Raw genomic sequence first — 24,097 nt, forward strand, 5'->3', positions numbered from 1 at the left:
CGTGCGATGCTCGGGGAACAGCTCGCTTCTGTCACCATCGACATACGCAGCGTGACGAAAGCTGCGTAACTCCTCGCACCCCCCGAGGCACCCCCTCGAATGACAGATGGGAAACGGACATGGGTCCCCATCCAGCGGTCGCCGCGATACGCCTCGCGGTACGCCGCGTCCTCCACGACGTCCTCGTCGCCCACTCGGCCTCGTCCTCCTGCTCGCCCTCCGCCGCCTCTTCGCCTTCGACGCGTTCGGCCCCCGCCCCCCGCGGCTCCGCCCCGCGCGACGGCGCGCCCCTCGTACTCGCCGCCTGCTCGGGCGGCGCCGACTCCATGGCGCTCGCCTCCGCCCTCGCCTTCGAGGCCCCGCGGGCCGGCCTGCGGGCCGGCGGGGTCACCGTCGACCACGGCCTGCAGCAGGGCTCCGACGCCCGCGCCGCCGAGGTCGCCGACCGGATGCGGGCGCTGGGCCTGGCGCCGGTCGAGGCTGTCGCCGTGTCCGTCGGCCGCGGCGGCGGCCCCGAGGCCGCCGCCCGGGACGCCCGTTACGCCGCGCTGGACGGCGCCGCCGAGCGCCACGGCGCCACCGCCGTGCTGCTCGGTCACACCCGTGACGACCAGGCCGAGACGGTTCTGCTGGGCCTCGCCCGCGGCTCCGGCACCCGCTCGCTGTCCGGTATGGCCTGGGTCTCCGGGGCCGACGGCCGCTACCGCCGTCCCTTCCTCCAACTGGACCGGCATACGGTCCGCGAGGCGTGCCTGGCCCAGTCGCTGCCCGTCTGGGACGACCCGCACAACGTGGACCCGTCCTACACCCGCTCCCGGGTCCGCCACGAGGCACTGCCCATCCTGGAGAAGGCGCTGGGCAAGGGCGTCGTCGAGGCGCTCGCCCGCACCGCCCAGCTCTCCCGTGACGACGCCGACGCCCTCGACGCCTGGGCCGCCCGCGCCGAGGCCGATGTGATGACCACCGCACCGGCGGCGGCCGGTGGTGCGCAGGCCGTGCATCTCGACACCGTCGGCCTGCACGGACTGCCCACCGCCGTCCGCCGCCGGGTGCTGCGCCGCGCCGCCATCGCCGCGGGCGCGCCGGCCGGTTCGCTCTTCGCCCGCCACATCGAAGAGGTGGACCGGCTGATCACCGGCTGGCGGGGGCAGCGGGCCATCAACCTCCCCGGCCGCGTCGAGGTCCGCCGTGAGGGTGGCAGACTGGTCATCCGGCAGGGCTGATCCGCCCGAGCCAGATGAGCCGGTACGTCGAACGAAAGTGGCGCGGGTGGACGACAAGGACATGGGCACCGACCTCAAGTCGGTCCTCATCACCGAGGAAGAGATCAACGCGAAGCTGGCGGAGCTGGCGGCCACCATCGACGAGGAGTACGCGGGCAAGGATCTGCTGATCGTCGGCGTGCTCAAGGGCGCGGTCATGGTGATGGCGGATCTGGCACGTGCCCTGTCCACGCCCGTCACCATGGACTGGATGGCCGTGTCGTCCTACGGCGCGGGCACCCAGTCCTCCGGGGTGGTGCGTATCCTGAAGGACTTGGACACCGACATCAAGGGCAAACACGTCCTGATCGTCGAGGACATCATCGACTCCGGACTGACGCTGTCGTGGCTGCTGTCGAACCTGGGCTCGCGTGAGCCGGCCTCGCTGAACGTCTGCACCCTGCTGCGCAAGCCGGAGGCGGCCAAGGTCGCCATCAAGGTGAAGTGGGTCGGCTTCGACATCCCCAACGAGTTCGTCGTCGGCTACGGGCTGGACTACGCCGAGAAGTACCGGAACCTGCGGTTCGTCGGCACCCTGGCCCCCCACGTCTACGGCGGCTGACGGCGCCGCGGACCCCTGGGAACCTGGCGGGGTTTTCCGCCGTTGGAGCAGGGGAAGGCGGTTTTGTTAACAGTCCACGGCGGCGTCGGGTGACAATGCTGGGGTACCGTCCGAAGGTCAGTCTTTTTTGAGACTGAGGATTACACAGCTCATACACCGCAAATACACCGCAATACACCGCACGCACAGGCGGCCCCTCCAGGGCTGCCGTGCCTCACTGTGGCAGGAGGGACGGGGCGGCTTCGCCCCGTATGGATGGACGTGAAGCGCTACTTCCGTGGGCCGGTCATGTGGATCGTGCTGGCCGTCCTCGCCGTGGTCGTGTTGATGCAGGTCGTCGGCTCGTCCGGCGGCTACAAGTCGGTGGACACCAGTCAGGTCGTCAAGGCGATCAACCAGAACCAGGTCCAGTCCGCCGAACTGACGACCGGCGACGAGCACAAGGTAAAGATCAACCTCAAGGACAACGTCGCCAAGATCTCGGGCAGCGACAAGCTCCAGGCCACCTACATCGGTGACCAGGGCGTCGATCTCGCCAAGACTCTGCAGGCCAATGCCCAGAAGCCCAACGGGATCCCCGACGGGTACAACGTCTCGACGTCGAAGCAGAACCCCTTCGTCGGGATTCTGCTCTCGCTGCTCCCGTTCGTGCTGATCGTCGTGGTCTTCCTGTTCCTGATGAATCAGATGCAGGGCGGCGGCTCCCGAGTGATGAACTTCGGGAAGTCGAAGGCCAAGCTGATCACCAAGGACACGCCGAAGACGACGTTCACCGATGTGGCGGGCGCCGACGAGGCGGTCGAGGAGCTCCAGGAGATCAAGGAGTTCCTCCAGGAGCCGGCGAAGTTCCAGGCCGTGGGCGCCAAGATCCCCAAGGGTGTGCTGCTCTACGGCCCGCCCGGTACGGGTAAGACGCTGCTCGCGCGTGCCGTCGCGGGCGAGGCGGGTGTCCCCTTCTACTCGATCTCCGGCTCCGACTTCGTCGAGATGTTCGTGGGTGTGGGTGCCTCCCGTGTGCGCGACCTGTTCGAGCAGGCCAAGACCAACGCCCCGGCCATCGTCTTCGTCGACGAGATCGACGCCGTCGGCCGGCACCGCGGTGCGGGCATGGGCGGCGGCCATGACGAGCGCGAGCAGACGCTGAACCAGCTGCTCGTCGAGATGGACGGCTTCGATGTGAAGGGCGGGGTCATCCTGATCGCCGCCACCAACCGGCCCGACATCCTCGACCCGGCGCTGCTGCGCCCGGGCCGCTTCGACCGGCAGATCGCCGTCGACCGCCCGGACATGCAGGGCCGGCTGGAGATCCTCAAGGTCCACCAGAAGGGCAAGCCGGTCGCTCCGGACGTCGACCTGTCGGCCGTCGCCCGTCGCACCCCCGGCTTCACCGGTGCCGATCTGTCGAACGTGCTGAACGAGGCCGCCCTGCTGACGGCCCGCAGCGACGGGAAGCTGATCGACAACCACTTCCTGGACGAGGCGATCGACCGAGTCGTGGCCGGCCCGCAGAAGCGGACCCGGATCATGAGCGACAAGGAGAAGAAGATCACCGCGTACCACGAGGGCGGTCACGCCCTGGTCGCGGCGGCTTCTCCGAACAGCGACCCGGTGCACAAGGTCACGATCCTCTCCAGAGGCCGGGCCCTGGGCTACACCATGGTCCTGCCCGACGAGGACAAGTACTCGACCACGCGCAACGAGATGCTGGACCAGCTCGCCTACATGATGGGCGGCCGGGCGGCGGAGGAGCTCGTCTTCCACGACCCGACCACGGGCGCGTCCAACGACATCGAGAAGGCGACCACCACCGCCCGCGCGATGGTCACGCAGTACGGCATGACCGAGCGGCTCGGCGCGATCAAGTTCGGCTCCGACAACTCCGAGCCGTTCCTCGGCCGTGAGATGGCTCACCAGCGCGACTACTCGGAAGAGGTCGCCGCGCTGGTGGACGAGGAGGTCAAGAAGCTCATCGAGGCCGCGCACAACGAGGCCTGGGAGATTCTCGTCGAGAACCGGGACGTCCTGGACAACCTGGTGCTGGCGCTGCTGGAGAAGGAGACGCTGAACAAGGAGCAGATCGCCGAGATCTTCGCCCCGATCGTCAAGCGCCCGGCCCGCCCGGCGTGGACCGGCTCCTCGCGGCGTACGCCCTCGACCCGTCCGCCGGTGCTCTCCCCCAAGGAGCTGGCCCCGGCCAACGGTGCCCAGCCCACCTCGGCGGCTTCGCTGACCAAGAGCACCACTCCGGAGGACGTCGCCGAGCGTCCTGAGGGCTCGGGCTCCGGTTCGGAGAGCTGATCCCCACCACCGGGGGCGGTTTCCGTCCCCGGTGGCCCCGGAATGAATGCCGCGTCCACCAGGTTCTAGCCTGGTGAACGCGGCATTTACGCGTTCGTTGTGTTTATGTGAGGAACGAGGCAGCTCCATGACCGACCCGGTGACGCTGGACGGCGAGAGCCCCATTGGCGTGTTCGACGAGAAGCGCGCCGAGAACGCGATCCGCGAGCTGCTGATCGCCGTTGGCGAGGACCCCGACCGGGAGGGGCTGCGCGAGACGCCGGGCCGGGTGGCCCGTGCCTACAAGGAGATCTTCGCGGGGCTGCGCCAGGAGCCCGAGGACGTCCTGACCACCACCTTCGACCTGGGCCATGACGAGATGGTGCTGGTCAAGGACATCGAGGTGATGTCCTCCTGCGAGCACCACCTGGTGCCGTTCGTGGGCGTCGCCCATGTGGGCTATATCCCGTCCCACGACGGCAAGATCACCGGGCTGTCCAAGCTGGCCCGGCTGGTCGATGTCTTCGCCCGCCGCCCCCAGGTCCAGGAGCGGCTGACCACTCAGATCGCCGAGTCCCTGATGCGGATACTGGAGCCGCGCGGGGTGATCGTGGTCGTCGAGTGCGAGCACATGTGCATGACCATGCGCGGGGTGCGCAAGCCCGGCGCCAAGACGCTCACCTCGGCCGTCCGCGGCCAGCTGCGCGATCCGGCCACCCGGGCCGAGGCCATGAGCCTCATCATGGCCCGCTGAGCGGCTCCGGGCGCTCAGGCCGGGCAATGGGCCTCGGCCCCGCTTGACGGGCCCGTACGGGTCGGCTCGTGGCCTTTGGGCCTCCGCCGCGCCTCAGGCGCGGGCCGTGGCGCTCGGGCCGTTGCCGTCGTTGTCGTCGTCCTCCGGGAGCTTGAGGACCCGCTCCAGGAAGAACGCGGCCGCCACCACCCCCGCGGCCGCCAGCACCGAGGCCCCGGCGTAGATGGCCTGATCCCGCCGGGCGGGCACATCGAGCTGCTCCATGGCCAGGAAGACGCCCGCCCCGCCGTACATCCCCGCGATCAGCGCCGCCACCAGCGCGCTGGCCTGCCCGAAGACCACCGCACGGGCGGCCACCATCGGGTCCACGCCCTTGGCGCCTGGCTGCCGCTCCCGCTGGGCGCGCAGCCGGGACCGCAGCGACAGCGCGGTGGCGGCCAGCACGACCGCGATCAGGGCCAGCACGATCGGCGCGGCCACCGGGACGCTCGGCAGCGACCCGAACGTGTCCCACAGCCGGGCGCCTGCCCACGACACCACACCGGCCACGGCGAACAGCCCGACCAGCACCCCGATCCGAAGTTGCTTCACCGAGCGGTCGCCCCTCAATTCAGTACGTGCCAACGTGTCCGGAATCTATCCGGATCAACGTCTACTCGGGCAGTCGCAGTTCCAGATCGGTGCGGACCCGGACACCTTCGTGGCCCATCGCGGCCAGCAGCCCCGCGACCGCCCCGCGCCCGGGGACCTCGGCCTGCGGATCCACGTCGTTCCACGGCACCAGCACGAAGGCGCGCTCATGGGCGCGCGGATGCGGCAGGGTCAGCTGGGGGTCGTCGGACATCACGTCCTGATACGCCACGATGTCCACGTCGATGGTGCGCGGGCCCCAGCGCTCGTCCCGCACCCGCTCGAACGCCTCCTCGATCGCGTGGCCGCGCTCCAGCAGCGAGGACGGCGGCAGCGTCGTCTTGATCAGCACCACGGCGTTGAAGTACGTGGCCTGGGTGCCGGGCTCCACGCCCCACGGGTCCGTCTCGTACACCGGCGACACGGCCTTGACGCGCAGGCCCGGGGTGTCCTCCAGCGCGTCGATGGCGCCCTGGAGGGTCTCCAGGCGGTTGCCCAGATTGCTGCCGAGCGAGATCACCGCTCGTTTGGGGTTGCTCAACGTCACATCGGCGGCGTCCACCTGCTCCACCACGGAGATGGGAACGGGCTGCACGGTCGGGTCGCTGCTGCTCATACTCGGCTCCGGGTGATGGTGATGGTCACGTCGTCGAAGGGCACGGTGATCGGGGCCTGGGGCTTGTGCACCACGACCTCGACCTCCCGCACCACGTCGTACTTGAGGCACCGGTCGGCGATCCGTTCGGCCAGCGTCTCGATCAGATCGACCGGCTCACCCCGCACCACGGCCACGACCTCTTCCGCCACCACGCCGTAGTGGACGGTCTTGCCGAGGTCGTCGTCGGCCGCGGCGGGCCGAGTGTCCAGGCCGAGCACGAGGTCCACGACGAAGTCCTGGCCCTCCTCGCGCTCATGGGGTAGCACGCCGTGGTGCCCGCGAGCCTTCAGGCCGCGCAGCGCGACACGATCCACCTGAATCACTCCTGCTGGTCGTCGGTACGCGGGCACGCCCTCCTGGCCGGAGCGCACCACCCGTCCCCTGCCGTCTGTGGGGGTACCTGCCTCGCAATCTACCTGCGGGCCCCGGCGGCATTCGCCCATGGGGTGGGCGGTGCCCGCTGCCGACGCTCCGCGCCACAGCCTTCTACCCCCACCTCGCGGGGCTCGAACGGGGTCGGGTCAGCCCGGCAACAACCCGTCGTCGGCGGGGCCTTCGGGACCACCCGGCTCCTCGTCGTCACTCTCCGCGAGCACCGGGGAGCCGTGGTGCGACCAGACCTTCCAGCCGTCCTCCGTGCGGCGGAACACATTCGTGGCCACGACCAGCTGGCCCACCAGCGGGCCGAGCTGGCCCTCCTCCTCCGCGGGGGCGCCGCTGAGGATGTTCTCGGTGCAGGTCACCAGGGCGGTGTCGGCCATTACCGACACCTCGACATCCGTCAGGAAGAACTGGATGTAGTCCGTGTTGGCCATGATCAGCGCATAGGAGCGGAGCACCTCGCCCCGGCCGCGCAGCACCGGCCAGCCCGGGTGGACACAGGACACCTCGGTGTCGGGGGAGTCCAGCCACAGCCGCTGCAGCGTGGTGTGGTCGCCCTGCTCCATGGCGTCGTACAGCGCGGTGTTCACCTGCGCCACACGTTCGTTGTCCGTAAGGGAAGTCACAGCGCTCCCGCCGCGTTTTCGGCCCGCTCGATGGCCCGCGCCACGCGCACCGCGTCCGCGCTGGCCCGTACCTCGTGTACCCGGACGGCCCAGGCGCCCTCGCGCGCCGCGAGCGCGGTGACCGCCGCCGTGGCGGCGTCCCGCTCCCTGGCCGGCGGCGGGCTGCCCCCGTCGCCCGCCAGGACGCGCCCCAGGAACCGCTTGCGGGAGGCCGCCACCAGCAGCGGGCGGCCCAGTTCCCGCAGCGCGGACAGATGGGCGACCAGGGTCAGGTCGTGCCCGGCGTCCTTGGCGAAGCCCAGGCCCGGGTCGATCACGATCCGCTCCGGGTCGATACCGCCCGCGACGGCCTGCTCCAGGCCGGTGCGCAGCTCGGCGACGACCTCGCCGACCACGTCCGCGTACACCGCTCGGTTGTTCATGTCGATCGACTGGCCGCGCCAGTGCATCACCACGAACGGCACCCCCGCCGCGGCCACCGTGGGCACCATCGCGGGGTCGGCGCCGCCGCCGCTGACGTCGTTGACCAGCCGGGCCCCGGCCGCCACGGCCCGCTCGGCCACCGTGGCCCGCATGGTGTCCACGCTGATCACGGCACCGGTCGCGGCCAGCTCCCGGACGACGGGGATCACCCGGCGCAGCTCCTCGGCCTCGTCGACGCGCGCCGCGCCGGGCCGGGTCGACTCACCGCCGACGTCCACCAGGTCGGCCCCGGCGGCGACCAGATCGAGACCGTGCTTGACGGCCAGTTCGGTGTCGAACCACCGGCCGCCGTCGGAGAAGGAGTCCGGCGTGACGTTCACCACGCCCATCACCGCGCACCGGTCCCACTCCGGCAGTCCGGCCACCCGTCCCCGCCCATGCAACGTGCTCATGTGCCCAGCCTAGGCGTAGGGGGTGCCTTCTGGATCAGGCTGCCTGCTGCAGCCCCCGCCCGTCGGCCAGCTGCCGATGGGCGCAGGGCCGGGGCTCGGGGCGCGGTCCGCGGCGCAGCAGCCGGGGCAGGGCGAGCGAGACGAAGCCCTCGGCCTGCATCGCGGCCAGGCCGATCCGGGGCAGGTCGCGGGTGTTGCGGAAGACCACGAAGCGCGGCTCCCAGCGCGGCTGGAACTTGGCGTTGAACTTGTACAGCGACTCGATCTGGAACCAGCGGGAGAGGAACACCAGCAGCGCCCGCCAGCCGCGCAGCACCGGGCCCGCGCCGAGCTTCTCGCCGCGCGCCAGCGCCGAGCGGAACATCGCGAAGTTCAGCGACACCCGCTCCACGCCCAGCTCGGGGGCGGCCTGCAGGGCGGCCACGATCAGCAGCTCGTTCATGCCCGGGTCGGCGCTCCGGTCGCGCCGCATCAGCTCCAGGGACATTCCGTCCGGGCCCCACGGTACGAAGTGCAGTACGGCCTTGAGGTCCCCGTACGGGCCCTCCTCACCGCCCTCGCCCGCGGCCTTGTGGGCGGTGGCGATGACCGTGTCCCCGTCCGCCGGGTCGCCGATCCGGCCCAGCGCCATCGAGAAGCCGCGCTCGGTGTCGGTGCCCCGCCAGTCGGCGGCGGCGCGCCGGATGGCCTCCAGCTCCTCGGGGCCCAGGTCGGCGGCGCGCCGCACCCGGGTCTGGTAGCCGGCCCGCTCGATCCGCTTGACCATCTGGCGTACGTTGCGCATGGCCCGCCCGGACAGGGTGAAGTCGGCCACATCGACGATGGCCTCGTCGCCGAGTTCGAGCGCGTCCAGGCCGGTCTCCCGGGTCCACACCTCGCCGCCGGTCTCGCTGCAGCCCATCACCGCCGGGGTCCAGGAGTGGGCCCGGGCCTCCTCCATGAAGCAGGCGATCGCGCCGGGCCACGCCTCCACGTCGCCGACCGGGTCGCCGCTGGCGAGCATCACCCCGGAGACCACGCGGTAGCAGACCGCGGCCTTGCCGCTGGGGGAGAAGACCACGGCCTTGTCGCGGCGGAGCGCGAAGTGGCCGAGCGAGTCGCGGCGCCCGTGGGCGTCGAGCAGCTCCCGCAGCCGCTCCTCGTCCCCGGGGGTGAGGCGGGCGGCGGGGTGCTCGGGGCGGAAGGCGAGATAGGCGGTGGTGGCGACGGTCAGCAGGCCCAGCGCGCCGAGCGAGTAGCCGACGGTGTAGTCCGCGCCGTGGCGGTAGTCGACCGGCCCCTCGAAGCCGAACAGGCCCCACAGGACGTGCTGAAGCTGCGCGCCGAGCGAGGGACGGCCTTGGATGGCGTCCGGATGCGAACGGACGATGAGCAGTCCCACGGTGACGCTGACCGCGCCCATGACCACGAAGTTGGCCAGCGCCATCCAGCGGCTGCGCGGATCGGGCAGCGCCGCGAACTCGGCGCGGTAGCGGATCAGCACCCCCATCAGGACGAGGGAGAGAACCATGCCGATGACCGAGTGCCGGTAGAGGAGCTGGGCGGCCGCGCCGACGGGCAGCAGCGCCACGGCCGCGACCCAGGCCCGCCGCTTACGCCGTTTGAGGCCGTGGGCCAGCATCAGCAGCAGCAGACCGACCACGATCGAGGCGGCGGCGGCCAGGGAGCTCACGGCGCCCGGCAGCAGCTCGGCCAGCGCGTGCACCCTGCTGTGGCGCAGCCGGGGGAAGACGATGTCCATCAGCCCGATGAGCGTGCAGGCGGTGCCGACGACCGTGGGCATCGCCTCCGGCCTGGGGCCGCGCAGCAGGCGCCGTATCCGGTTGGGAACCTCTCCGGACGTTTCGGCATCTTGACTGTCAGGCATCTGCATTCCCGTCGCTTCGGTCAAGAGGATCTTTGGTTCTGTTGCGTGGCATCCGCACGATTTGCGCCCTGGTAGACGCCATTTGAGGCAGCGGGGTTCCAACCGCGGCACGGGGGAGCCGGCCGCCCGGCAGAAAGATAGTGATGGGTCTCACGAGCAACAACCTCGTGATCGCGGCGGTCGTAGCGGCGTTGCTGCTGTTCGCGGCCACGATATGGCTGTGGCCCCGGTTGTCCGGGCGCGGAGTGGCTCCCGTGCTCGGCCGGGTCGGCATGCTACTGGGGACGCAGCTCACCGTGTTCGCGGCGTTCGGATTGTTCGCCAATCAGTCGTTCGGCTTCTACGGTTCCTGGTCCGACCTCTTCGGTACGCAGGACGAGCCGGGTGTCGTGGTGGACCACGACACCCCCGGTACCCGGGTGCGGGTCACCGAGACCCGCCATCTGGCCGTGGACGGCGGCTCGTCGCCCAAGGTCGCCGGGCGTGTCGAGAAGGTGAACATCCAGGGACCGGTCTCCGGGATCGCGAGCCCCGCGTACATCTATCTGCCCCCGGAGTACTTCCGGCCCGAGTACGCCCGGCGGACCTTCCCCGCCGCGCTGGTGCTGACCGGATACCCGGGCACCACCGAAGCCCTCATCAATGGCCTGAAATACCCCCAGAACTCGCATAAGCTGGTGAAAGCGGGGAGGATGCAGCCCCTCGTCCTGGTGATGATGCGGCCGACGGTCGCGCCGCCGCGCGACACCGAGTGCGTGGACGTGCCGGATGGGCCGCGGACCGAGACGTTCTTCACCAAGGACCTGCCGAAGGCCGTGGCCGACCACTATCGCGTGGGTCAGCGGGCCCGTAACTGGGGCGTCATCGGAAGTTCCACCGGCGGCTACTGCGCCCTGAAGATGGCGATGCGCCACCCCGACGCGTTCTCCGCGGCGGCCGGGCTCTCCCCGTCGTACAAGGCCCCGATCGACGCGACCACGGGCGATCTCTTCGGTGGCAGCAAGCGGCTGGAGCGGGAGAACGACCTGATGTGGCGGCTGTCCCACAAGCCGGCGCCGCCGGTGTCGCTGCTGGTCTCCAGCAGTGAGCATGGTGAGCGGAACTACCGGGACACCGTGCGCTTCGTGAACAAGGTGAAGCGGCTGAACCGGCGCGGGGAGCCGACCCGCATCTCGTCGATCATCCTGAACACCGGCGGCCACAACTTCAACACCTGGAAGCGGGAGGTCCCCGCCGCGCTGGAGTGGCTCGGCGGCCGCCTCAGCGACCGCTGAGCCCCCGGGGCTCCCCCGAACCCCCGAAAGCCTCTGGAAGGCGTCGGGGGAGTCCGGGGGAGGTCCGGAGGGCCCGGGGGCGTCCTACACGTCGGCGACGGTCTGCAACTCGACGTCCCCGCGGGCAATGCCGCCCGCGTCGGCGTCGATCGAGCGGCGGAGGGCCTCATGGAGCCGGGCCGGGGTGAGAACGCCGAGGAAGCGGTCCTCGTCCAGCACCGCGATCCAGCCCGCGTCATGCTGCAGCATCGTGCTGAACGCCTGCTTGAGCGGCGCCCCGACCGGCAACCACGCCTCCATCCGGCGCGCCTGGTCCCGTACGGTCCCCTTCGGGCCGTCGACCGCGTCCGCCGGGATCCAGCCGTGCAGCCGCTCCGCGTCGTCCAGGACGACGGCCCAGCGCGCCCCGTCCGAGGCCAGCCGGGCGGCCGCCTTGGGTAGCGGGTCGTCCAGGTGGACGACGGGCGGCTGCTCCAGGTCGCCCGGCTCGATGGGGGTGACCGACAGCCGCTTCAGCCCGCGGTCCGCGCCGACGAAGTCGGCCACATACGGGGTGGCGGGCGCGCCCAGCACCGTGGCCGGGGTGTCGAACTGCTCGATCCGCCCCGAGCCGTAGACCGCGATGCGGTCTCCGAGCCGGACCGCCTCCTCTATGTCATGCGTGACGAAGAGCACGGTCTTGCGCACCTGTGACTGAAGTCGCAGGAATTCGTTCTGCAGATGCTCGCGTACGACCGGATCGACCGCGCCGAACGGCTCGTCCATCAGCAGCACCGGCGGATCCGCGGCCAGCGCGCGGGCCACGCCGACGCGTTGCCGCTGGCCACCGGAGAGCTGGTCGGGGTAGCGGTCGCCGTAGACGGACGGGTCGAGGCCGACCAGGTCGAGCAGCTCGGCGGCGCGCTCCCGCCCCTTCTTCCGCTGCCAGCCCAGGAGATGCGGCACGGTGGAGGTGTTCTCGAGCACGGTCTTGTGCGGGAACAGCCCGACCTGCTGGATGACATAGCCGATACGGCGGCGCAGGGCGACCGGATCAGCCTCGGCGATGTCCTCGCCGTCCACCAGAATCCGCCCCGAGGTCGGCTCGATGAGCCGGTTCACCATCTTCATCGTCGTCGTCTTGCCGCAGCCCGAGGGGCCGACCAGGGTGACCAGTTCACCCTCCGCCACCTCGAAGGAGAGGTCGTCCACGGCCGTCGTGCCATCGGGGTAGCGCTTGGTGACATGCTCGAAACGGATCATGGCTCCTCATTGTTGCCGCATTCGTGGCAGACATTGTTGCTGTTGTGTGGCGATCGGACGAGATTGTCATCTCTCGGGGTTAGGGTCACCAGGAATTGTGAAGAGCAACGGGCCGTGACCCGACGGGGGAGGTGAGCGTATGGCCGACGGAAACTGTCTGATCAGTAACGAGTGGATATGCGGTGAGTATGTACGCACACGTGGTCAGGAGCTGACGGACGCGACGCTCGAGCATGTGTGGATCACGCTCGCCTCGGTCGCGATCGGTCTGTTGGTCGCCTTTCCGCTGGCGCTGCTGGCCCGCCGCTGGCGGGTGGTCGCGGGGCCGGTGCTGGGGCTGACCACGATCCTCTACACGGTGCCGTCGCTGGCGATGTTCTCGCTCCTGCTGCCGGTGTTCGGGGTCTCGGCCGCGGTGGTGATCACCGGTCTGGTGCTCTATTCGCTCACGATCCTGGTGCGCAACATCATGGCCGGTCTCGCCTCGGTGCCCGAAGAGGCGCGGGAGGCGGCCCGGGGCATGGGGTACGGCCCGCTGCGGCTGCTGTTCGGCGTGGAACTGCCGCTCGCGCTGCCCGCGCTGATGGCCGGGCTGCGGATCACCACCGTCTCCACGGTCTCGCTCACCACGGTGGGCGCGATCATCGGATACGGCGGCCTCGGCAACCTCATCTACGAAGGCATGCGCAGCTTCTTCAAGGCCGAGGTGCTCACCGCCTCCGTGCTGTGCGTGGCGCTGGCGGTCGTGGCGGATCTGCTGCTGCTCGCCCTCCAGCGGCTGCTCACGCCGTGGGCGCGCAAGAGTCGGAAGGGCACCACCTGATGGACGTCGTCGCCAAGGCGTGGACCTGGCTGGCCACCGGGTCGCACTGGGCGGGCCCCGACGGGGTGTGGCACCGGCTGGGCCAGCATCTGTTCCTGACCTTCGCCTGCCTGGCGATCGCCTGCGCGGTGGCGCTGCCGATCGCCGTGGCCCTCGGCCATATCGGCAAGGGCGGCGCGCTCGCGGTCAACATCTCCAACGCGGGGCGCGCCGTACCCACCTTCGCGGTGCTGGTGCTGTTGCTGCTCAGCCCGCTGGGGACGCACGGCCAGTGGCCCACGATCATCGCGCTGGTGCTGTTCGCCATCCCGCCACTGCTCACCAACGCCTATGTCGGGGTGCACGAGGCGGACCAGGAAGTCGTGGAGGCGGCCCGCGGGATGGGGATGACGGGCGGCCAGCTCATCCGCAGGGTCGAGCTGCCGCTGGCGTTCCCGCTCATCATGACGGGCGTACGCACGGCCGCGGTGCAGGTCGTGGCCACCGCGACGCTGGCCGCGCTGCCCGGCGGCGGCGGTCTCGGCCGGATCATCACGGCGGGCTTCCGGCTCACCGACACCCCGCAGGTGGTGGCCGGGGCGGTGCTGGTCGCGGGCCTCGCGCTGGTGGTCGAGGGCGTCTTCGTGGTGCTGGGGCTGGTGCTCGACCCGATGCGGCTCAGGACGGGGCGGCGGCCGGCCGCCGCCCGCCGCCCGCCCGCCGACCAGGCCCCCGCCTCGCCGGTGCTGAAGACGTAGAACCCGCGGGCCGAGCCCTCCCGCGACCGGACGCACGCGGGTGCGGACAACCCAGGGCGGACAGCCCGGGTGACGGGGATGGCGCGGCTGACGCAGAGAGCGCGGACAACCCACAGAGCGCCGACGACGCAGAAAAACGCGGAACGCGGAGAACGCAGAAAACGCGGCCGACGCGGAAGACGCGACGACGCGGACAACTACGGATGGGGAACCATGAGCAAGATCTATCGGGCGGCGGCGGCCGTGGCGGGGGTCGCCGCGCTGACAGCCGGACTGACCGCATGTGGCGGGGACAGCCTGGAGAAGTCGAGCGGCGGTGACAGCTCCGGGAAACCGGGCAAGGGCTCGCTGGTGATCGGATCCGCCTCCTTCTCCGAGTCGAAGATCCTCGCGGAGCTGTACGCGGGGGTTCTGAAGGACGCCGGCTATTCCACTTCGATCAAGACCGTGGACGCCCGCGAGCTGTATGAACCGGCCCTGGAGAAGGGCCAGATGGATGTCGTACCGGAGTACGCGGCGACGCTGGCCGAATTCCTCAACCAGAAGAAGAACGGGTCGAATGCCGCCCCGGTGGCCTCCTCGGACGTCGACGAGACGGTCACGGCGCTGAAGAAGCTCGCCGAACCGCGCGGGCTGAAGGTGCTGGACCCCGGCAAGGCCGTGGACCAGAACGCCTTCGCGGTCAGCGGTGACTTCGCGAAGGAACATGATCTCAAGACGCTCTCCGACCTCGGGAAGTCGAAGCAGAAGGTCACCCTGGCGGCGGGCGACGAATGCCCCAAGCGCCCCTTCTGCCAGCCGGGTCTGGAGAAGAAGTACGGCATCGACATCGCCGGGATCGACCCGCTGGACATCGGCAGCGTCCAGGCCAAGCAGGCCGTCAAGGACGGTAAGGACCAGATGGTCCTGACCACGACCACGGACAGCACGCTGGATCAGTTCGGGCTCGTCCTGCTCGACGACGACAAAAATCTGCAGAATGCCGACAACGTACTTCCCGTGGTGAATGCGAAGTCCGCCGGCTCGCAGAAGATCGCGGACTCGCTGAACAAGCTCACCAAGGTACTGACGACCGCCGATCTGCGGGAACTCAACAAGAAAGTTGACGCCGAGCGGCTCAAGCCGACGGATGTCGCCGCCGACTACCTGCGGGACAAGGGGCTGGTGAAGTAGGATCAAAACCCCGCTCGGGAGGGCTTGGCAAGGGATCACGGCCGCGCGACCGCCGCTATTTGCCAACGGATTGACAACAGATCTGGCCCGGCGGGCACCCAAGCGACCCCTTTGCACGGTAAGTTTCGGGCCATGCCACGTGGACGCCACCGCCAATCCCCACCCCTGCACAGGCTTCTTCCCTCCGCTTCGGTCGCAGTCGCGTCAATAACCTGCGCCGCCGGAGCCTGGCTGGTCGGCGATACGGTCGTGATCCGCGGGCTTGCCGCGACCGCGGCCGCCGCCGCGGTCGTCGGCGCCTTCCTGATGCGCCGTTGGGACCGCTCGGCCGGCCGCCGGGTCGCGGAGGCCGCGAGCGAGGCCGCGCGCCAGGAGATGAAGTACGAGGAGCGGATCGCGGAGCTCGAGGCGGACGCCGAGAAGGCGAGCGAGCTCCGCACCGCGCTCAACACCCGGCTGCGCGCCAAGCGCGCCGAGCTCGCCCGGCTGCGCAACGAGCACGCCGAGCTGCTGCGCCGCTACGCCACGGCCGAGACCGAGCGAGCCACCGCCCTGGAGGGCCGCCGCCGGCTCGCGCTGGAGGCCGCGTCCCCGGCGAAGGCGCTGGAGGCGGCGGCCCGGCCCGCCGAATCCGCCGGGTCGAGCGTCGAGCCGAACGAGCCGGACGGCGCCGCCTCCGGGCGCGCCATGCCGTCGGCCACCGCGTACGCCAAGGCCGACGAGGCGCTGAGCCGGCTCAGGGAGAGCGCGCGACGGCAGAAGGAGCGCCGGGAGCAGGCCGCCGCCGCGGGCGCCCGGGTCGACGCCACGACCCCCGCGATGGACGCCGAGAAGGACGCGCAGCGCGACGGGCGCGAGGGCCGTCGCGAGAGCCGCGACAAGGGCGGTGCCGCCACGCTGGGGAAGCCCCCGGCGGCCGGCGGGCAGGACGACGACGGCCCCCAGGAGCCGCCCGTCCACGCCCGTACGGCCGCCTCGGCGGTGGTGCCGTATGCCGCGGCACGCCGGGCCGCCTCCCGTTCGGAGCGCGGCTTCGACTACTTCGGCACCCAGAAGAAGCACCCGAAGAAGCAGCAGCGGGAGCCCGAACCCGCCGAGGAGGACCTCGCCGATGTGATCGGCGACGAGACCCTCGCGGAGACCAGGAAGGGCGCGGTGGGCGAGGTCATCGACCTGACCGCGCACGACGAGACGGAACAGATCGACCTCGGGGAGCTGCGCAGCGCGATCTCGTAACGGGATCGCCCGCGCGGCGGGTCCGGGATCGCGCCCGCGCGGCGTCTTGGCGTCGCCGCCTACTCGTCGATGTCGCCTACTTGTCGATGTCGCCGACGACGAAGAAGAGCGACCCCAGGATCGCCACCATGTCGGCGACGAGGGTGCCCGGCAGCAGTTCGGTGAGCGCCTGGATGTTGTTGAACGAGGCCGAGCGGAGCTTCAGCCGGTACGGCGTCTTCTCGCCCTTGGAGACGAGGTAGTAGCCGTTGAGGCCGAGCGGGTTCTCGGTCCAGGCGTAGGTGTGGCCCTCGGGCGCCTTGAGTACCTTCGGCAGCCGCTGGTTGATCGGCCCCGCCGGGAGCTCGTCGAGCCGGTCCAGGCAGGCGTCCGCCAGCGCCAGGGAGTTGTGCGCCTGCTCCAGCAGGCATTCGAACCGGGCGAGGCAGTCGCCCTCCTGGCGGACGACGACCTTAAGGACGTCCTGGAGCTCCGGGTAGGCCAGATACGGCTCGTCGCGCCGCAGATCGAAGTCGACCCCCGAGGCCCGGGCGATGGGGCCGCTGACCCCGTACCCGTGCACCGTCTCGCGGGTCAGGACGCCGACGTCGCGGGTGCGGCCCCGGAAGATCTCGTTGCCGAGCACCAGGTCGTCGTACACGTTCATCCGCGAGCGCACCTCGGCCACGGCCTGCCGGGCCCGGCCCAGCCAGCCCGCTGGGAGGTCCTCCTTGAGGCCGCCCACCCGGTTGAACATGTAGTGCATCCGGCCGCCGGAGATCTCCTCCATGACGTGCTGGAGGTCCTCGCGCTCCCGGAACGCGTAGAAGATCGGCGTGATGCCGCCCAGCTCCAGGGGGTAGGAGCCGAGGAACATCAGGTGGTTCAGGATCCGGTTGAGCTCGGCGAGCAGCGTACGGGTCCACACCGCCCGCTCCGGGACCTCCATGCCCAGCATCCGCTCGACGGCGAGCACGACGCCGAGTTCGTTGGAGAAGGCGGAGAGCCAGTCGTGGCGGTTGGCCAGCATGATGATCTGGCGGTAGTCGCGCGCCTCGAAGAGCTTCTCCGCGCCCCGGTGCATATAGCCGATGACCGGTTCGGCGCTCTGGATCCGCTCTCCGTCGAGGACCAGCCGCAGCCGTAGCACTCCGTGAGTGGAGGGGTGCTGTGGGCCGATGTTGAGCACCATGTCGGTGCTCTCCGCGGCGCCGCCGATGCCGACTGTCGTCTCCGTCATGCCCCCAGTCTCTCAGCTCCCCCGAAGGTCCCCGCGGGGGCTCGTAACACCGCCGGGGACGCGATGCGGTGGCCTCTACGGCCGGAGCGGGTTGTGCGGCAGATCCACCGGGTGGTGGAGCCAGGTGAAGGCGCCGAGACCGGCGGGGTCGGTCAGCTCCGCGGCCTCGCCCGCCGCGCCGAGGGCGCGGACGTAGGCGGTGGGGTCGGTGGAGGCCAGGGCGAGCGGGGGGCGGCGGGCGTCGAGGCCGAGCGCGCGCAGCGCCTCGCGCTGGGTCATCAGCCCGGCGCCGGGCCCGGCCGCGGCGGCGCACGCGTCCATCGCGACATGCGCCGTCAGATCGCAGGAGCCGTCCGGTACGGGCCGGACCTCGCGCCCCTCGCGGAAGCCGGTCAGCGTGCCGAAGAGGGGCCGGGCGGCGCGTTCGTGGCCGTAGTCGACGGCGACCGCGAGGCCCGCCCGCAGGGAGCGCACGGCCCCCTCCCAGGCCGCCTCGCGCGGATGGCCGATCTCGGCGCGCAGCCCCGGTTCGGCGTCCGCCAGGGGCCACCAGCGGGCCAGCCACGCGGCGTCCTCGCCGTTCACCGGGTCGCCCAGCCGCTCGGTGCCGTCCCCGGCCACGAGATCCACCTCGACCCGGCGCGGCACGCCGTCCGCGTCGGTCTCGGCGACGTCCACGGGCACGTTGTCGAGCCACTCATTGGCGAACAGCAGCCCCGTGCACCCCTCGGGCGGGGTGTCGAGCCAGGCGATCCGCTCGTCCAGGCCCGCCGGCCGCTCCGCCCGCTCCACCGCGTAGGGTCGCAGCCGCCGGTCCAGGTCGTGCGGCAGGCCGGGGGCCAGGGCGAGCACCCGTGTGAGCAGCTCGCCGCGGCCGGCGCCCAGGTCCACCAGCGCCAGTTCGGCGGGGTGCCCCAGCGCCTCGTCCACCCGGCCCAGCAGCTCCGCGACCGCCCGGGCGAAAAGCGGTGAGGCATGCACCGACGTGCGGAAATGCCCGGCCGGGCCCTCCGGGCGGCGGAAGAATCCGCCCCTTCCGTACAGCGCCTGTTCGGCCGCCGTACGCCATCCGCTCCACTCATGCTTCTCGGTCGCCACACCGCCACGCTATGTGGAATCGTCTCCACCTTGGGGAGTAGGGCCGGGCGATACGGATCGCCCCTCGGGTTGACCCGAGAGGGTTCGGCGGTGCCTACGCTGGGTGACGTGCAGCGCCTCTACGAATTTCTCCGCAGGCATCCGACAGGGGTGGACACCTTCTGGGCCGTCCTCCTCGTCGGCTTTGGCTTCCTGTGGGTCGTGGAGGCGGAGATGAGCCGGGGTTCCCGCTTCGCGGCCGTGCCGATCGTCCTGGCGCTGGGGACGACGGTCGCGCTGCGCCGCCGCGCCCCCGAGAAAATGCTGGTGCTGGCCATCCTGTGCGGTGTCGCCCAGCTGGCCACCAGCGTCAAGCCCAATCTCGCCGACTTCGCCATGCTGGTGATCGTCTACACGGTGGCGGTCGCCTCCTCGCGCCGGGCCTCCCGCTTCGCGCTGGGCGTGGCGATCAGCGCGGCCCCCCTCTCCACCCTCCGCTGGCCGCATTCCCAGCAGGGCTGGTGGGAGGACGTCGTCTCGGCGGTCTTCGTCTCCATCCCGTTCGTACTGGCCTGGGTGCTCGGCGACTCGATCCGCACCCGCCGCGCCTACTACGCCCAGTTGGAGGAGCGGGCCGCCCGGCTGGAGAAGGAGCGCGAGGCGCAGTCGAAGGTCGCGGTGGCCGCCGAGCGCGCCCGGATCGCGCGGGAGCTGCACGACGTGGTGGCACACAACGTGTCGGTGATGGTGGTGCAGGCGGACGGCGCCGCGTACGTCATGGATGCCTCGCCCGAACAGGCCCGGCAGGCGCTGGAGACGATCTCCGGCACCGGCCGCCAGGCGCTCGCCGAGATGCGGCGGCTGCTGGGCGTGCTGCGCACCGGGGAGCCGGGCGAGGAGAACGACTACGTCCCCCAGCCGGATGTCGAGCAGATCGACGAGCTCGTGGAGCAGGTGCGCGGGTCCGGGCTCCCGGTGGACTTCAAGGTGGTGGGCAGCCCGCGCCAGCTCCCCAGCGGGGTCGAGCTGACCGCGTACCGCATCGTGCAGGAGGCGCTCACCAACACCCGTAAGCACGGCGGCCCGGACGTGGGCGCGAGCGTCCGCCTCACCTACTTCGACGACGGGCTCGGGCTGCTGGTCGAGGACGACGGGCGGGGCGCGCAGCGCGAGATGTACCAGGACGGCGGTGCCGACGGCAGCGGCCACGGGCTGATCGGGATGCGCGAGCGCGTCGGCATGGTGGGCGGCACGCTCGACGCGGGGCCGCGGCCGGGCGGCGGCTTCCGGATCAGCGCACTGCTGCCGCTGAAGCCGGCCCGTTGAGCGGTGGGCGCATCATGAGCCGTATGCGCACTCGTAACGTCGCGCCATGGCCGCTGTAAGCCGGCTGTCGGCCAGAGGCGCTGTCAGCCAGAGGAAGGGAACCGTCCGGAATGTCGATTCGCGTCATGCTCGTCGATGACCAAGTGCTGCTGCGTACCGGCTTCCGGATGGTGCTCGCGGCCCAGCCCGATATGGAGATCGTCGCCGAGGCGGGCGATGGGGTGGAGGCGCTGCAGGCGGTGCGCTCCACGGAGGTGGACGTCGTCCTCATGGACGTCCGGATGCCGAAGCTGGACGGGGTGGAGGCGACCCGGCTGATATGCGAGCGGGAAGGGGCGCCGAAGGTCATCATCCTGACCACGTTCGATCTGGACGAGTACGCCTTCTCCGCGCTCAAGGCCGGGGCGGGCGGCTTCATGCTCAAGGATGTGCCGCCCGCGGAACTGCTCGCGGCGATCCGCGCGGTGCACAGCGGTGACGCGGTGGTCGCGCCCAGCACGACGCGTCGGCTGCTGGACCGGTTCGCGCCGATGCTGCCGGGCGGTGGGGGAAGCGGCGGACGGGTCCGTCCGGAGCTGGAGCGGCTCACCGACCGGGAGCGCGAGGTGGTGCTGCTGGTCGCGCAGGGGCTGTCGAACGGCGAGATCGCGGCGCGGCTGGTGCTGTCCGAGGCGACCGTGAAGACCCATGTGGGGCGCATCCTCACCAAGTTGGAGCTGCGGGACCGGGTGCAGGTGGTGGTGATGGCCTACGAGACCGGGCTGGTGCGGGCCGGAGGCTCGGCGGGCCCGGCTCGCTGAGGCGCGGCGGCGCTCTGACGACGGCGCTCTGACGACGGCGCTCTGACGGCGGCGTTCTTACGGCGGCGTTCTGGGGACGGCCGTCTACCGTTCGTTCTCGCCGTTCTCCCGCCGGTCGCGCAGGACCAGGTCGAGCAGTCCGGGGAAGCGCTGGTCGAACTCCGGGCGGCGCAGCCGGTTGACGCGCTTGGGGCCCATGTCGCGCTGTTCGATCAGCCCTGCCGCGCGCAGCACCGAGAAGTGGTGGCTGAGCGCCGCCTTGCCCACGGGCACGTCGAAGGTGCCGCAGGTGTGCTCCCAGTCGGCCGTGGTGGCCAGTTCACGGACGAGCTGAAGCCGCACGGGGTCGGCGAGCGCCGCGAGGGCGGTCTGCACCGGGACGTCGTCGGGGTGGGTGTGCTCGGGTGCGGCCCGGTGGCTTCGGTTGCTCATCGCTGCTCTGCTCCTCTGCCGCTTATGGCCCGGTCTGTGTTCACTCTGGGGTGAACATTTTAGGCGGAGCCCCTGGGGCCGCACGCTACAGACAGGGCCTTACCGCAGCACGCTCTCCAGGAAGTCGCTGCCCAGGCGGGCCACCGACGTCAGGTCGAGCTGGTGCAGCACATAGCGGCCGCGGCGGCGGGTGGTGAGGAGACCGGCCTTCTTCAGCACGGCGATGTGGCGGGAGACCTCCGGGGGCGTGATGCCGTACGACTCGGAGAGCTCACCGGTGGTGTGCGGGCCGCGGGCCAGGGTGCGGCACAGCCGCATCCGCATTGGGTGGGCCAGGGCCTTGAGGCGGCGCTGGACGAGCTCCAGGGCGGCGGGCGGGGGGAGTTCGGGGGCGGCGACCGGGTACTGGATCACCGGGCGCCAGCCGGGGGCGTACAGGACGATGAGATGCGGCCAGCCGAAGGCGGTCGGGATGAAGGTGATGCCCTCTCCGTACGCCGTCGTCCGGCCGCCCGCCAGCTTGTCGACCAGGATGCTGTCCCCGGCCTCCGACAGCGACAGCGCGGCGGAGGCCGCCGTCAGGGCCTCCCCGAGCCCCTTGCGCTGCAGCAGTTCCGCCTTATGGCGGGCGTCGGCGGCAAGCTGGATCCGCGTCCGCCGCCAGGTGTCGGCGAAGAACGCCTGGTCGCAGTCCTCCAGCAGCCGCCGCAACCAGACCCGCAGCCCGTCCGGGTCCTCCAGCATGCGGTGGGTGAAGGCCGCCTGGCGTGGCCCCCGCGCGGCCGCCATCTCGCGGACCCGGGCCCGCTCGTCCGCGTCGACCAGCGGCGAGGGGGTGTGCCGGGAGTACGAGGGGGAGCAGGCGATCTCGAAGGCCGCTGCCACGAACATCTCGTCGTCGATCCGGTCCAGCGCGTCCAGCTCCTCCGCGAGCGTCGCCCCGGGGACGGCCGGGAGCAGCAGATCGGAGCGGGAGGTGCGCCACAGGAAGTCCGCCTCGCAGAGCCGGTCGGCGAGGTCCGGCTTGAGCGCGGAGGACGTGGCGGTGGCCCAGCCGTGCAGCCCGGGGTGGTGGCCGGGCTCGGACAGCACATGGAGCGCGGCGCCCAGCTCGGCGAGCGGGGACGGGCTGAAGACGATGCGCTCGGGCGGCAGCCCGGCGATGTCGATGACATTGGCCATGAGCCCATGGTGCGGGAGCCCGCCCCCGGCGCCGCCCTCGTTTGACGGCCGCCGTCAATCGGCGTGACGGGCGCCCGGGGCCCGGCAGACCGTCGAGCCATGTCCCTCACCGAGCAGTACGCACTCGACCTGTACCGGGCCGCCCGGCGCGGCGAGCCCGCCCCGCCCGCACCGGGCCGCCACGACTGGCGCACCATCCGGGAGCTGCGGGAGTACCGCGACGTCCAGGCCGTGATGGCGGGCCGCCCGGCCCGCCGCCGCGGCCGCCATGACCGCCTTACGGACGCGCCGGGCGCCGTAAGGGCGATGCCGCATGCCGTCAGGGCGATGCCGCGCGCCGTAAGGGCGATCAGGGAGGCGCTGGCCGCCCTGCGGCGCCGGTCAGCCCTCCCCCTCCATGAGCTCCCGGACCCGGGCGAGAAAGGCACCGGCCGCGGCCGTGACGTCGTCGGCCGTCCAGTCGAGTGCGGGTGAGGCGACCGTCAGCTCCGTCATGGCCAGACCGGGCGGCCCCGGCTCCCGCCAGCGACGGAACAGCGTCGTCCGGGTCTCCTCCGCCAGCCGCACCCCCGCCTCGTCCAGCACCGCTGCCGGATACGGCAGCCACACCTGGAACTGGTGGGTGTGCGGCACCTCGGGATGCACCCGGGACCACCCCACCCCCTCGGCCGTGAACGCCGTCCGCAGCGCCTGTGCCACCACCCGCGCGTGCGCCACGTACGACGGCAGCCTCGGCAGCTCACGGTCCAGGCCGTCCAGCGCGGCCAGCGCCGCCGGCCACTGCTGGAAGAGCTGGCCGCCGTACCGGTGCCGCCACGCCCTGGCCTCCGCCACCAGGGTCTCGGGCCCGGCCAGCGCCGCTCCCGAGATGCCGTCCACCGACTTGTAGAAGGACACATAGACGGAGTCCGCCAGGGCGGCGATCTCCGGCAGCTCCCGGCCGAAGTGGGCCGTGCACTCCCACAGCCGCGCCCCGTCGAAGTGCACCACCGCGTCCCGCTCCCGGGCCGCCTCCACGACCGCGACCAGCTCGTCCCACTCGGGCAGCACGAATCCGGCGTCGCGCAGCGGGAGTTCGAGGGCGAGCGTGCCGAACGGCTCGTCGAGGTCGAGGACGTCCTCGGCGGTGGGCGGCCGCGGCTCGCTCGTGGGACGCACCGCGCGCAGCCCGCTCACCGTCAGATACGCGTCCCGCTCATGCACCTCCAGATGCGCCAGCGGATGCACCGCCACCACCGGATTGCCGGTGCGCCCCGCCCAGCAGCGCAGCGCGACCTGCTGCGCCATGGTGCCGGTGGGGAAGAACGCCGCGGCCTCCATGCCGAGCAGCGCAGCGACCCGCCGCTCCAGCTCCTCGACGATGCCGTCCCCGTACATGTCCACCCAGCCGTCCCCGCCGTACGGCGAGGGGTCGGCCGTAAGGGCGGCCGTGAGGCCGGCCAGCCGCTCGGTGATCCGCCCCTCCGCGGGCCCGCGGGTGAGCGTCCGCTCGGAGCCGTGCCAGGCCGCGCGGCGGCGCACTCGCGCGGCCCGGTCCGTGTCGCCGGTGGCGTCGTCCGCCCCGGCTGGAGTCTCGTCCGCCGTCCCGTCCGCGGCGATGCGCGTGCCGTCCGACTCGTCTGCCTCGCCCGTCCTGTCCTTCATGGGCCGATCATGTCGCACGGGTGTCCATCGGACCACAGAG

At 71.4% G+C, this 24,097-nt stretch carries 24 protein-coding genes; 12 read left to right on the forward strand and 12 right to left on the reverse strand.

The genetic code is table 11. The features are described 5' to 3' along the window. Positions 1 to 119 precede the first annotated feature (119 nt). From tilS to folE, 4 genes are all read left to right on the forward strand, one after another. Positions 120 to 1,223: a tRNA lysidine(34) synthetase TilS gene (gene tilS / locus J5X86_RS03515; protein WP_208515303.1), complete on the forward strand. Its 1,104-nt coding sequence runs from the start codon at positions 120 to 122 to the stop codon at positions 1,221 to 1,223. Positions 1,224 to 1,284: 61 nt separating this feature from the next. Next, positions 1,285 to 1,824, forward strand: a complete 540-nt coding sequence (gene hpt / locus J5X86_RS03520; RefSeq protein ID WP_043241584.1) for a hypoxanthine phosphoribosyltransferase — start codon at positions 1,285 to 1,287, stop codon at positions 1,822 to 1,824. 255 nt (positions 1,825 to 2,079) lie between these two features. Then, positions 2,080 to 4,122 (forward strand): ATP-dependent zinc metalloprotease FtsH, encoded by a 2,043-nt coding sequence (gene ftsH / locus J5X86_RS03525; RefSeq protein ID WP_208515304.1) that lies wholly within the window; start codon positions 2,080 to 2,082, stop codon positions 4,120 to 4,122. Positions 4,123 to 4,249: 127 nt separating this feature from the next. Further along, the gene (gene folE / locus J5X86_RS03530) at positions 4,250 to 4,855 is read left to right on the forward strand and encodes a GTP cyclohydrolase I FolE (RefSeq protein WP_059142458.1); all 606 of its coding nucleotides are present in this window, start codon (positions 4,250 to 4,252) and stop codon (positions 4,853 to 4,855) included. 93 nt (positions 4,856 to 4,948) lie between these two features. Here the strand turns inward: folE and J5X86_RS03535 are convergent, their stop codons facing one another. The 6 genes from J5X86_RS03535 to J5X86_RS03560 all read right to left on the reverse strand — a co-directional run bounded on the left by J5X86_RS03535 (position 4,949) and on the right by J5X86_RS03560 (position 9,892). Continuing rightward, positions 4,949 to 5,446: a DUF3180 domain-containing protein gene (locus J5X86_RS03535; RefSeq protein WP_208515305.1), complete on the reverse strand. Its 498-nt coding sequence runs from the start codon at positions 5,444 to 5,446 to the stop codon at positions 4,949 to 4,951. 61 nt (positions 5,447 to 5,507) lie between these two features. Continuing rightward, positions 5,508 to 6,101, reverse strand: a complete 594-nt coding sequence (gene folK, locus J5X86_RS03540; protein ID WP_208515306.1) for a 2-amino-4-hydroxy-6-hydroxymethyldihydropteridine diphosphokinase — start codon at positions 6,099 to 6,101, stop codon at positions 5,508 to 5,510. Further along, positions 6,098 to 6,457: a dihydroneopterin aldolase gene (gene folB / locus J5X86_RS03545; protein ID WP_078647503.1), complete on the reverse strand. Its 360-nt coding sequence runs from the start codon at positions 6,455 to 6,457 to the stop codon at positions 6,098 to 6,100. Before folB ends, folK begins: the two co-directional genes overlap by 4 nt. A 207-nt stretch (positions 6,458 to 6,664) precedes the next feature. Further along, the gene (locus J5X86_RS03550; RefSeq protein ID WP_014061652.1) at positions 6,665 to 7,150 is read right to left on the reverse strand and encodes a nuclear transport factor 2 family protein; all 486 of its coding nucleotides are present in this window, start codon (positions 7,148 to 7,150) and stop codon (positions 6,665 to 6,667) included. Then, entirely contained in the window at positions 7,147 to 8,025 is an 879-nt protein-coding gene (gene folP / locus J5X86_RS03555; RefSeq protein ID WP_208515307.1) for a dihydropteroate synthase, read from the reverse strand. The genes J5X86_RS03550 and folP overlap by 4 nt, the downstream gene beginning before the upstream one ends. Positions 8,026 to 8,059: 34 nt before the next feature. After that, complete coding sequence (locus J5X86_RS03560; protein ID WP_208515308.1) at positions 8,060 to 9,892, reverse strand: phosphatidylglycerol lysyltransferase domain-containing protein; 1,833 nt, start codon at positions 9,890 to 9,892, stop codon at positions 8,060 to 8,062. 143 nt (positions 9,893 to 10,035) lie between these two features. On the opposite strand from J5X86_RS03560, the gene J5X86_RS03565 reads away from it, so the two are divergent. After that, positions 10,036 to 11,166 (forward strand): esterase family protein, encoded by a 1,131-nt coding sequence (locus J5X86_RS03565; RefSeq protein WP_208515309.1) that lies wholly within the window; start codon positions 10,036 to 10,038, stop codon positions 11,164 to 11,166. An 84-nt stretch (positions 11,167 to 11,250) separates the two neighbouring features. Here J5X86_RS03565 and J5X86_RS03570 read toward each other — a convergent pair whose 3' ends face one another. Further along, complete coding sequence (locus tag J5X86_RS03570) at positions 11,251 to 12,408, reverse strand: betaine/proline/choline family ABC transporter ATP-binding protein (RefSeq protein WP_208515310.1); 1,158 nt, start codon at positions 12,406 to 12,408, stop codon at positions 11,251 to 11,253. Positions 12,409 to 12,547: 139 nt separating this feature from the next. Here J5X86_RS03570 and J5X86_RS03575 point away from each other — a divergent pair, with 139 nt between their 5' ends. The 4 genes from J5X86_RS03575 to J5X86_RS03590 all read left to right on the forward strand — a co-directional run bounded on the left by J5X86_RS03575 (position 12,548) and on the right by J5X86_RS03590 (position 16,377). Beyond that, a complete protein-coding gene (locus J5X86_RS03575; RefSeq protein WP_208515311.1) occupies positions 12,548 to 13,231 on the forward strand; it encodes an ABC transporter permease in 684 nt (227 codons plus the stop codon). Continuing rightward, on the forward strand, positions 13,231 to 13,968 hold the full coding sequence (locus tag J5X86_RS03580; RefSeq protein WP_208515312.1) for an ABC transporter permease: 738 nt from the start codon (positions 13,231 to 13,233) through the stop codon (positions 13,966 to 13,968). Before J5X86_RS03575 ends, J5X86_RS03580 begins: the two co-directional genes overlap by 1 nt. Positions 13,969 to 14,181: 213 nt before the next feature. After that, the gene (locus J5X86_RS03585; RefSeq protein ID WP_208515313.1) at positions 14,182 to 15,141 is read left to right on the forward strand and encodes an ABC transporter substrate-binding protein; all 960 of its coding nucleotides are present in this window, start codon (positions 14,182 to 14,184) and stop codon (positions 15,139 to 15,141) included. Between the two features lie 249 nt (positions 15,142 to 15,390). Then, positions 15,391 to 16,377, forward strand: coding sequence for a hypothetical protein (locus tag J5X86_RS03590; protein WP_308124435.1), 987 nt, complete (start codon positions 15,391 to 15,393; stop codon positions 16,375 to 16,377). Positions 16,378 to 16,453: 76 nt separating this feature from the next. Here J5X86_RS03590 and J5X86_RS03595 read toward each other — a convergent pair whose 3' ends face one another. Together J5X86_RS03595 and J5X86_RS03600 are read right to left on the reverse strand one after the other, a co-directional pair. Then, positions 16,454 to 17,596: an NADH-quinone oxidoreductase subunit D gene (locus J5X86_RS03595; RefSeq protein ID WP_208515315.1), complete on the reverse strand. Its 1,143-nt coding sequence runs from the start codon at positions 17,594 to 17,596 to the stop codon at positions 16,454 to 16,456. A 75-nt stretch (positions 17,597 to 17,671) separates the two neighbouring features. Continuing rightward, positions 17,672 to 18,694: an SAM-dependent methyltransferase gene (locus J5X86_RS03600; RefSeq protein ID WP_208515316.1), complete on the reverse strand. Its 1,023-nt coding sequence runs from the start codon at positions 18,692 to 18,694 to the stop codon at positions 17,672 to 17,674. Between the two features lie 108 nt (positions 18,695 to 18,802). Between J5X86_RS03600 and J5X86_RS03605 the strand changes: the two genes are divergently transcribed. Both J5X86_RS03605 and J5X86_RS03610 read left to right on the forward strand, forming a co-directional pair. Then, the gene (locus J5X86_RS03605; protein WP_208515317.1) at positions 18,803 to 19,999 is read left to right on the forward strand and encodes a sensor histidine kinase; all 1,197 of its coding nucleotides are present in this window, start codon (positions 18,803 to 18,805) and stop codon (positions 19,997 to 19,999) included. Between the two features lie 110 nt (positions 20,000 to 20,109). Beyond that, positions 20,110 to 20,799, forward strand: a complete 690-nt coding sequence (locus J5X86_RS03610; protein WP_078642168.1) for a response regulator transcription factor — start codon at positions 20,110 to 20,112, stop codon at positions 20,797 to 20,799. A gap of 84 nt (positions 20,800 to 20,883) precedes the next feature. On the opposite strand, the gene J5X86_RS03615 is transcribed toward J5X86_RS03610, so the two are convergent. Further along, a complete protein-coding gene (locus J5X86_RS03615) occupies positions 20,884 to 21,231 on the reverse strand; it encodes a helix-turn-helix transcriptional regulator (RefSeq protein WP_208515318.1) in 348 nt (115 codons plus the stop codon). A gap of 99 nt (positions 21,232 to 21,330) precedes the next feature. After that, positions 21,331 to 22,413: a DUF5937 family protein gene (locus tag J5X86_RS03620; protein ID WP_208515319.1), complete on the reverse strand. Its 1,083-nt coding sequence runs from the start codon at positions 22,411 to 22,413 to the stop codon at positions 21,331 to 21,333. Positions 22,414 to 22,512: 99 nt separating this feature from the next. Between J5X86_RS03620 and J5X86_RS03625 the strand changes: the two genes are divergently transcribed. Further along, positions 22,513 to 22,887 carry a hypothetical protein gene (locus J5X86_RS03625; protein ID WP_208515690.1) on the forward strand — a complete coding sequence of 125 codons (375 nt, stop codon included), beginning with the start codon at positions 22,513 to 22,515 and terminating at the stop codon, positions 22,885 to 22,887. Here J5X86_RS03625 and J5X86_RS03630 read toward each other — a convergent pair. Beyond that, positions 22,795 to 24,057: a low specificity L-threonine aldolase gene (locus J5X86_RS03630; RefSeq protein WP_208515320.1), complete on the reverse strand. Its 1,263-nt coding sequence runs from the start codon at positions 24,055 to 24,057 to the stop codon at positions 22,795 to 22,797. The two genes, J5X86_RS03625 and J5X86_RS03630, sit on opposite strands and share 93 nt — an antisense overlap. Between the last annotated feature and the right edge of the window lie 40 nt (positions 24,058 to 24,097).

Source organism: Streptomyces sp. NEAU-YJ-81, from assembly GCF_017592595.1.
GTDB classification, from domain to species: domain Bacteria; phylum Actinomycetota; class Actinomycetes; order Streptomycetales; family Streptomycetaceae; genus Streptomyces; species Streptomyces hygroscopicus_B.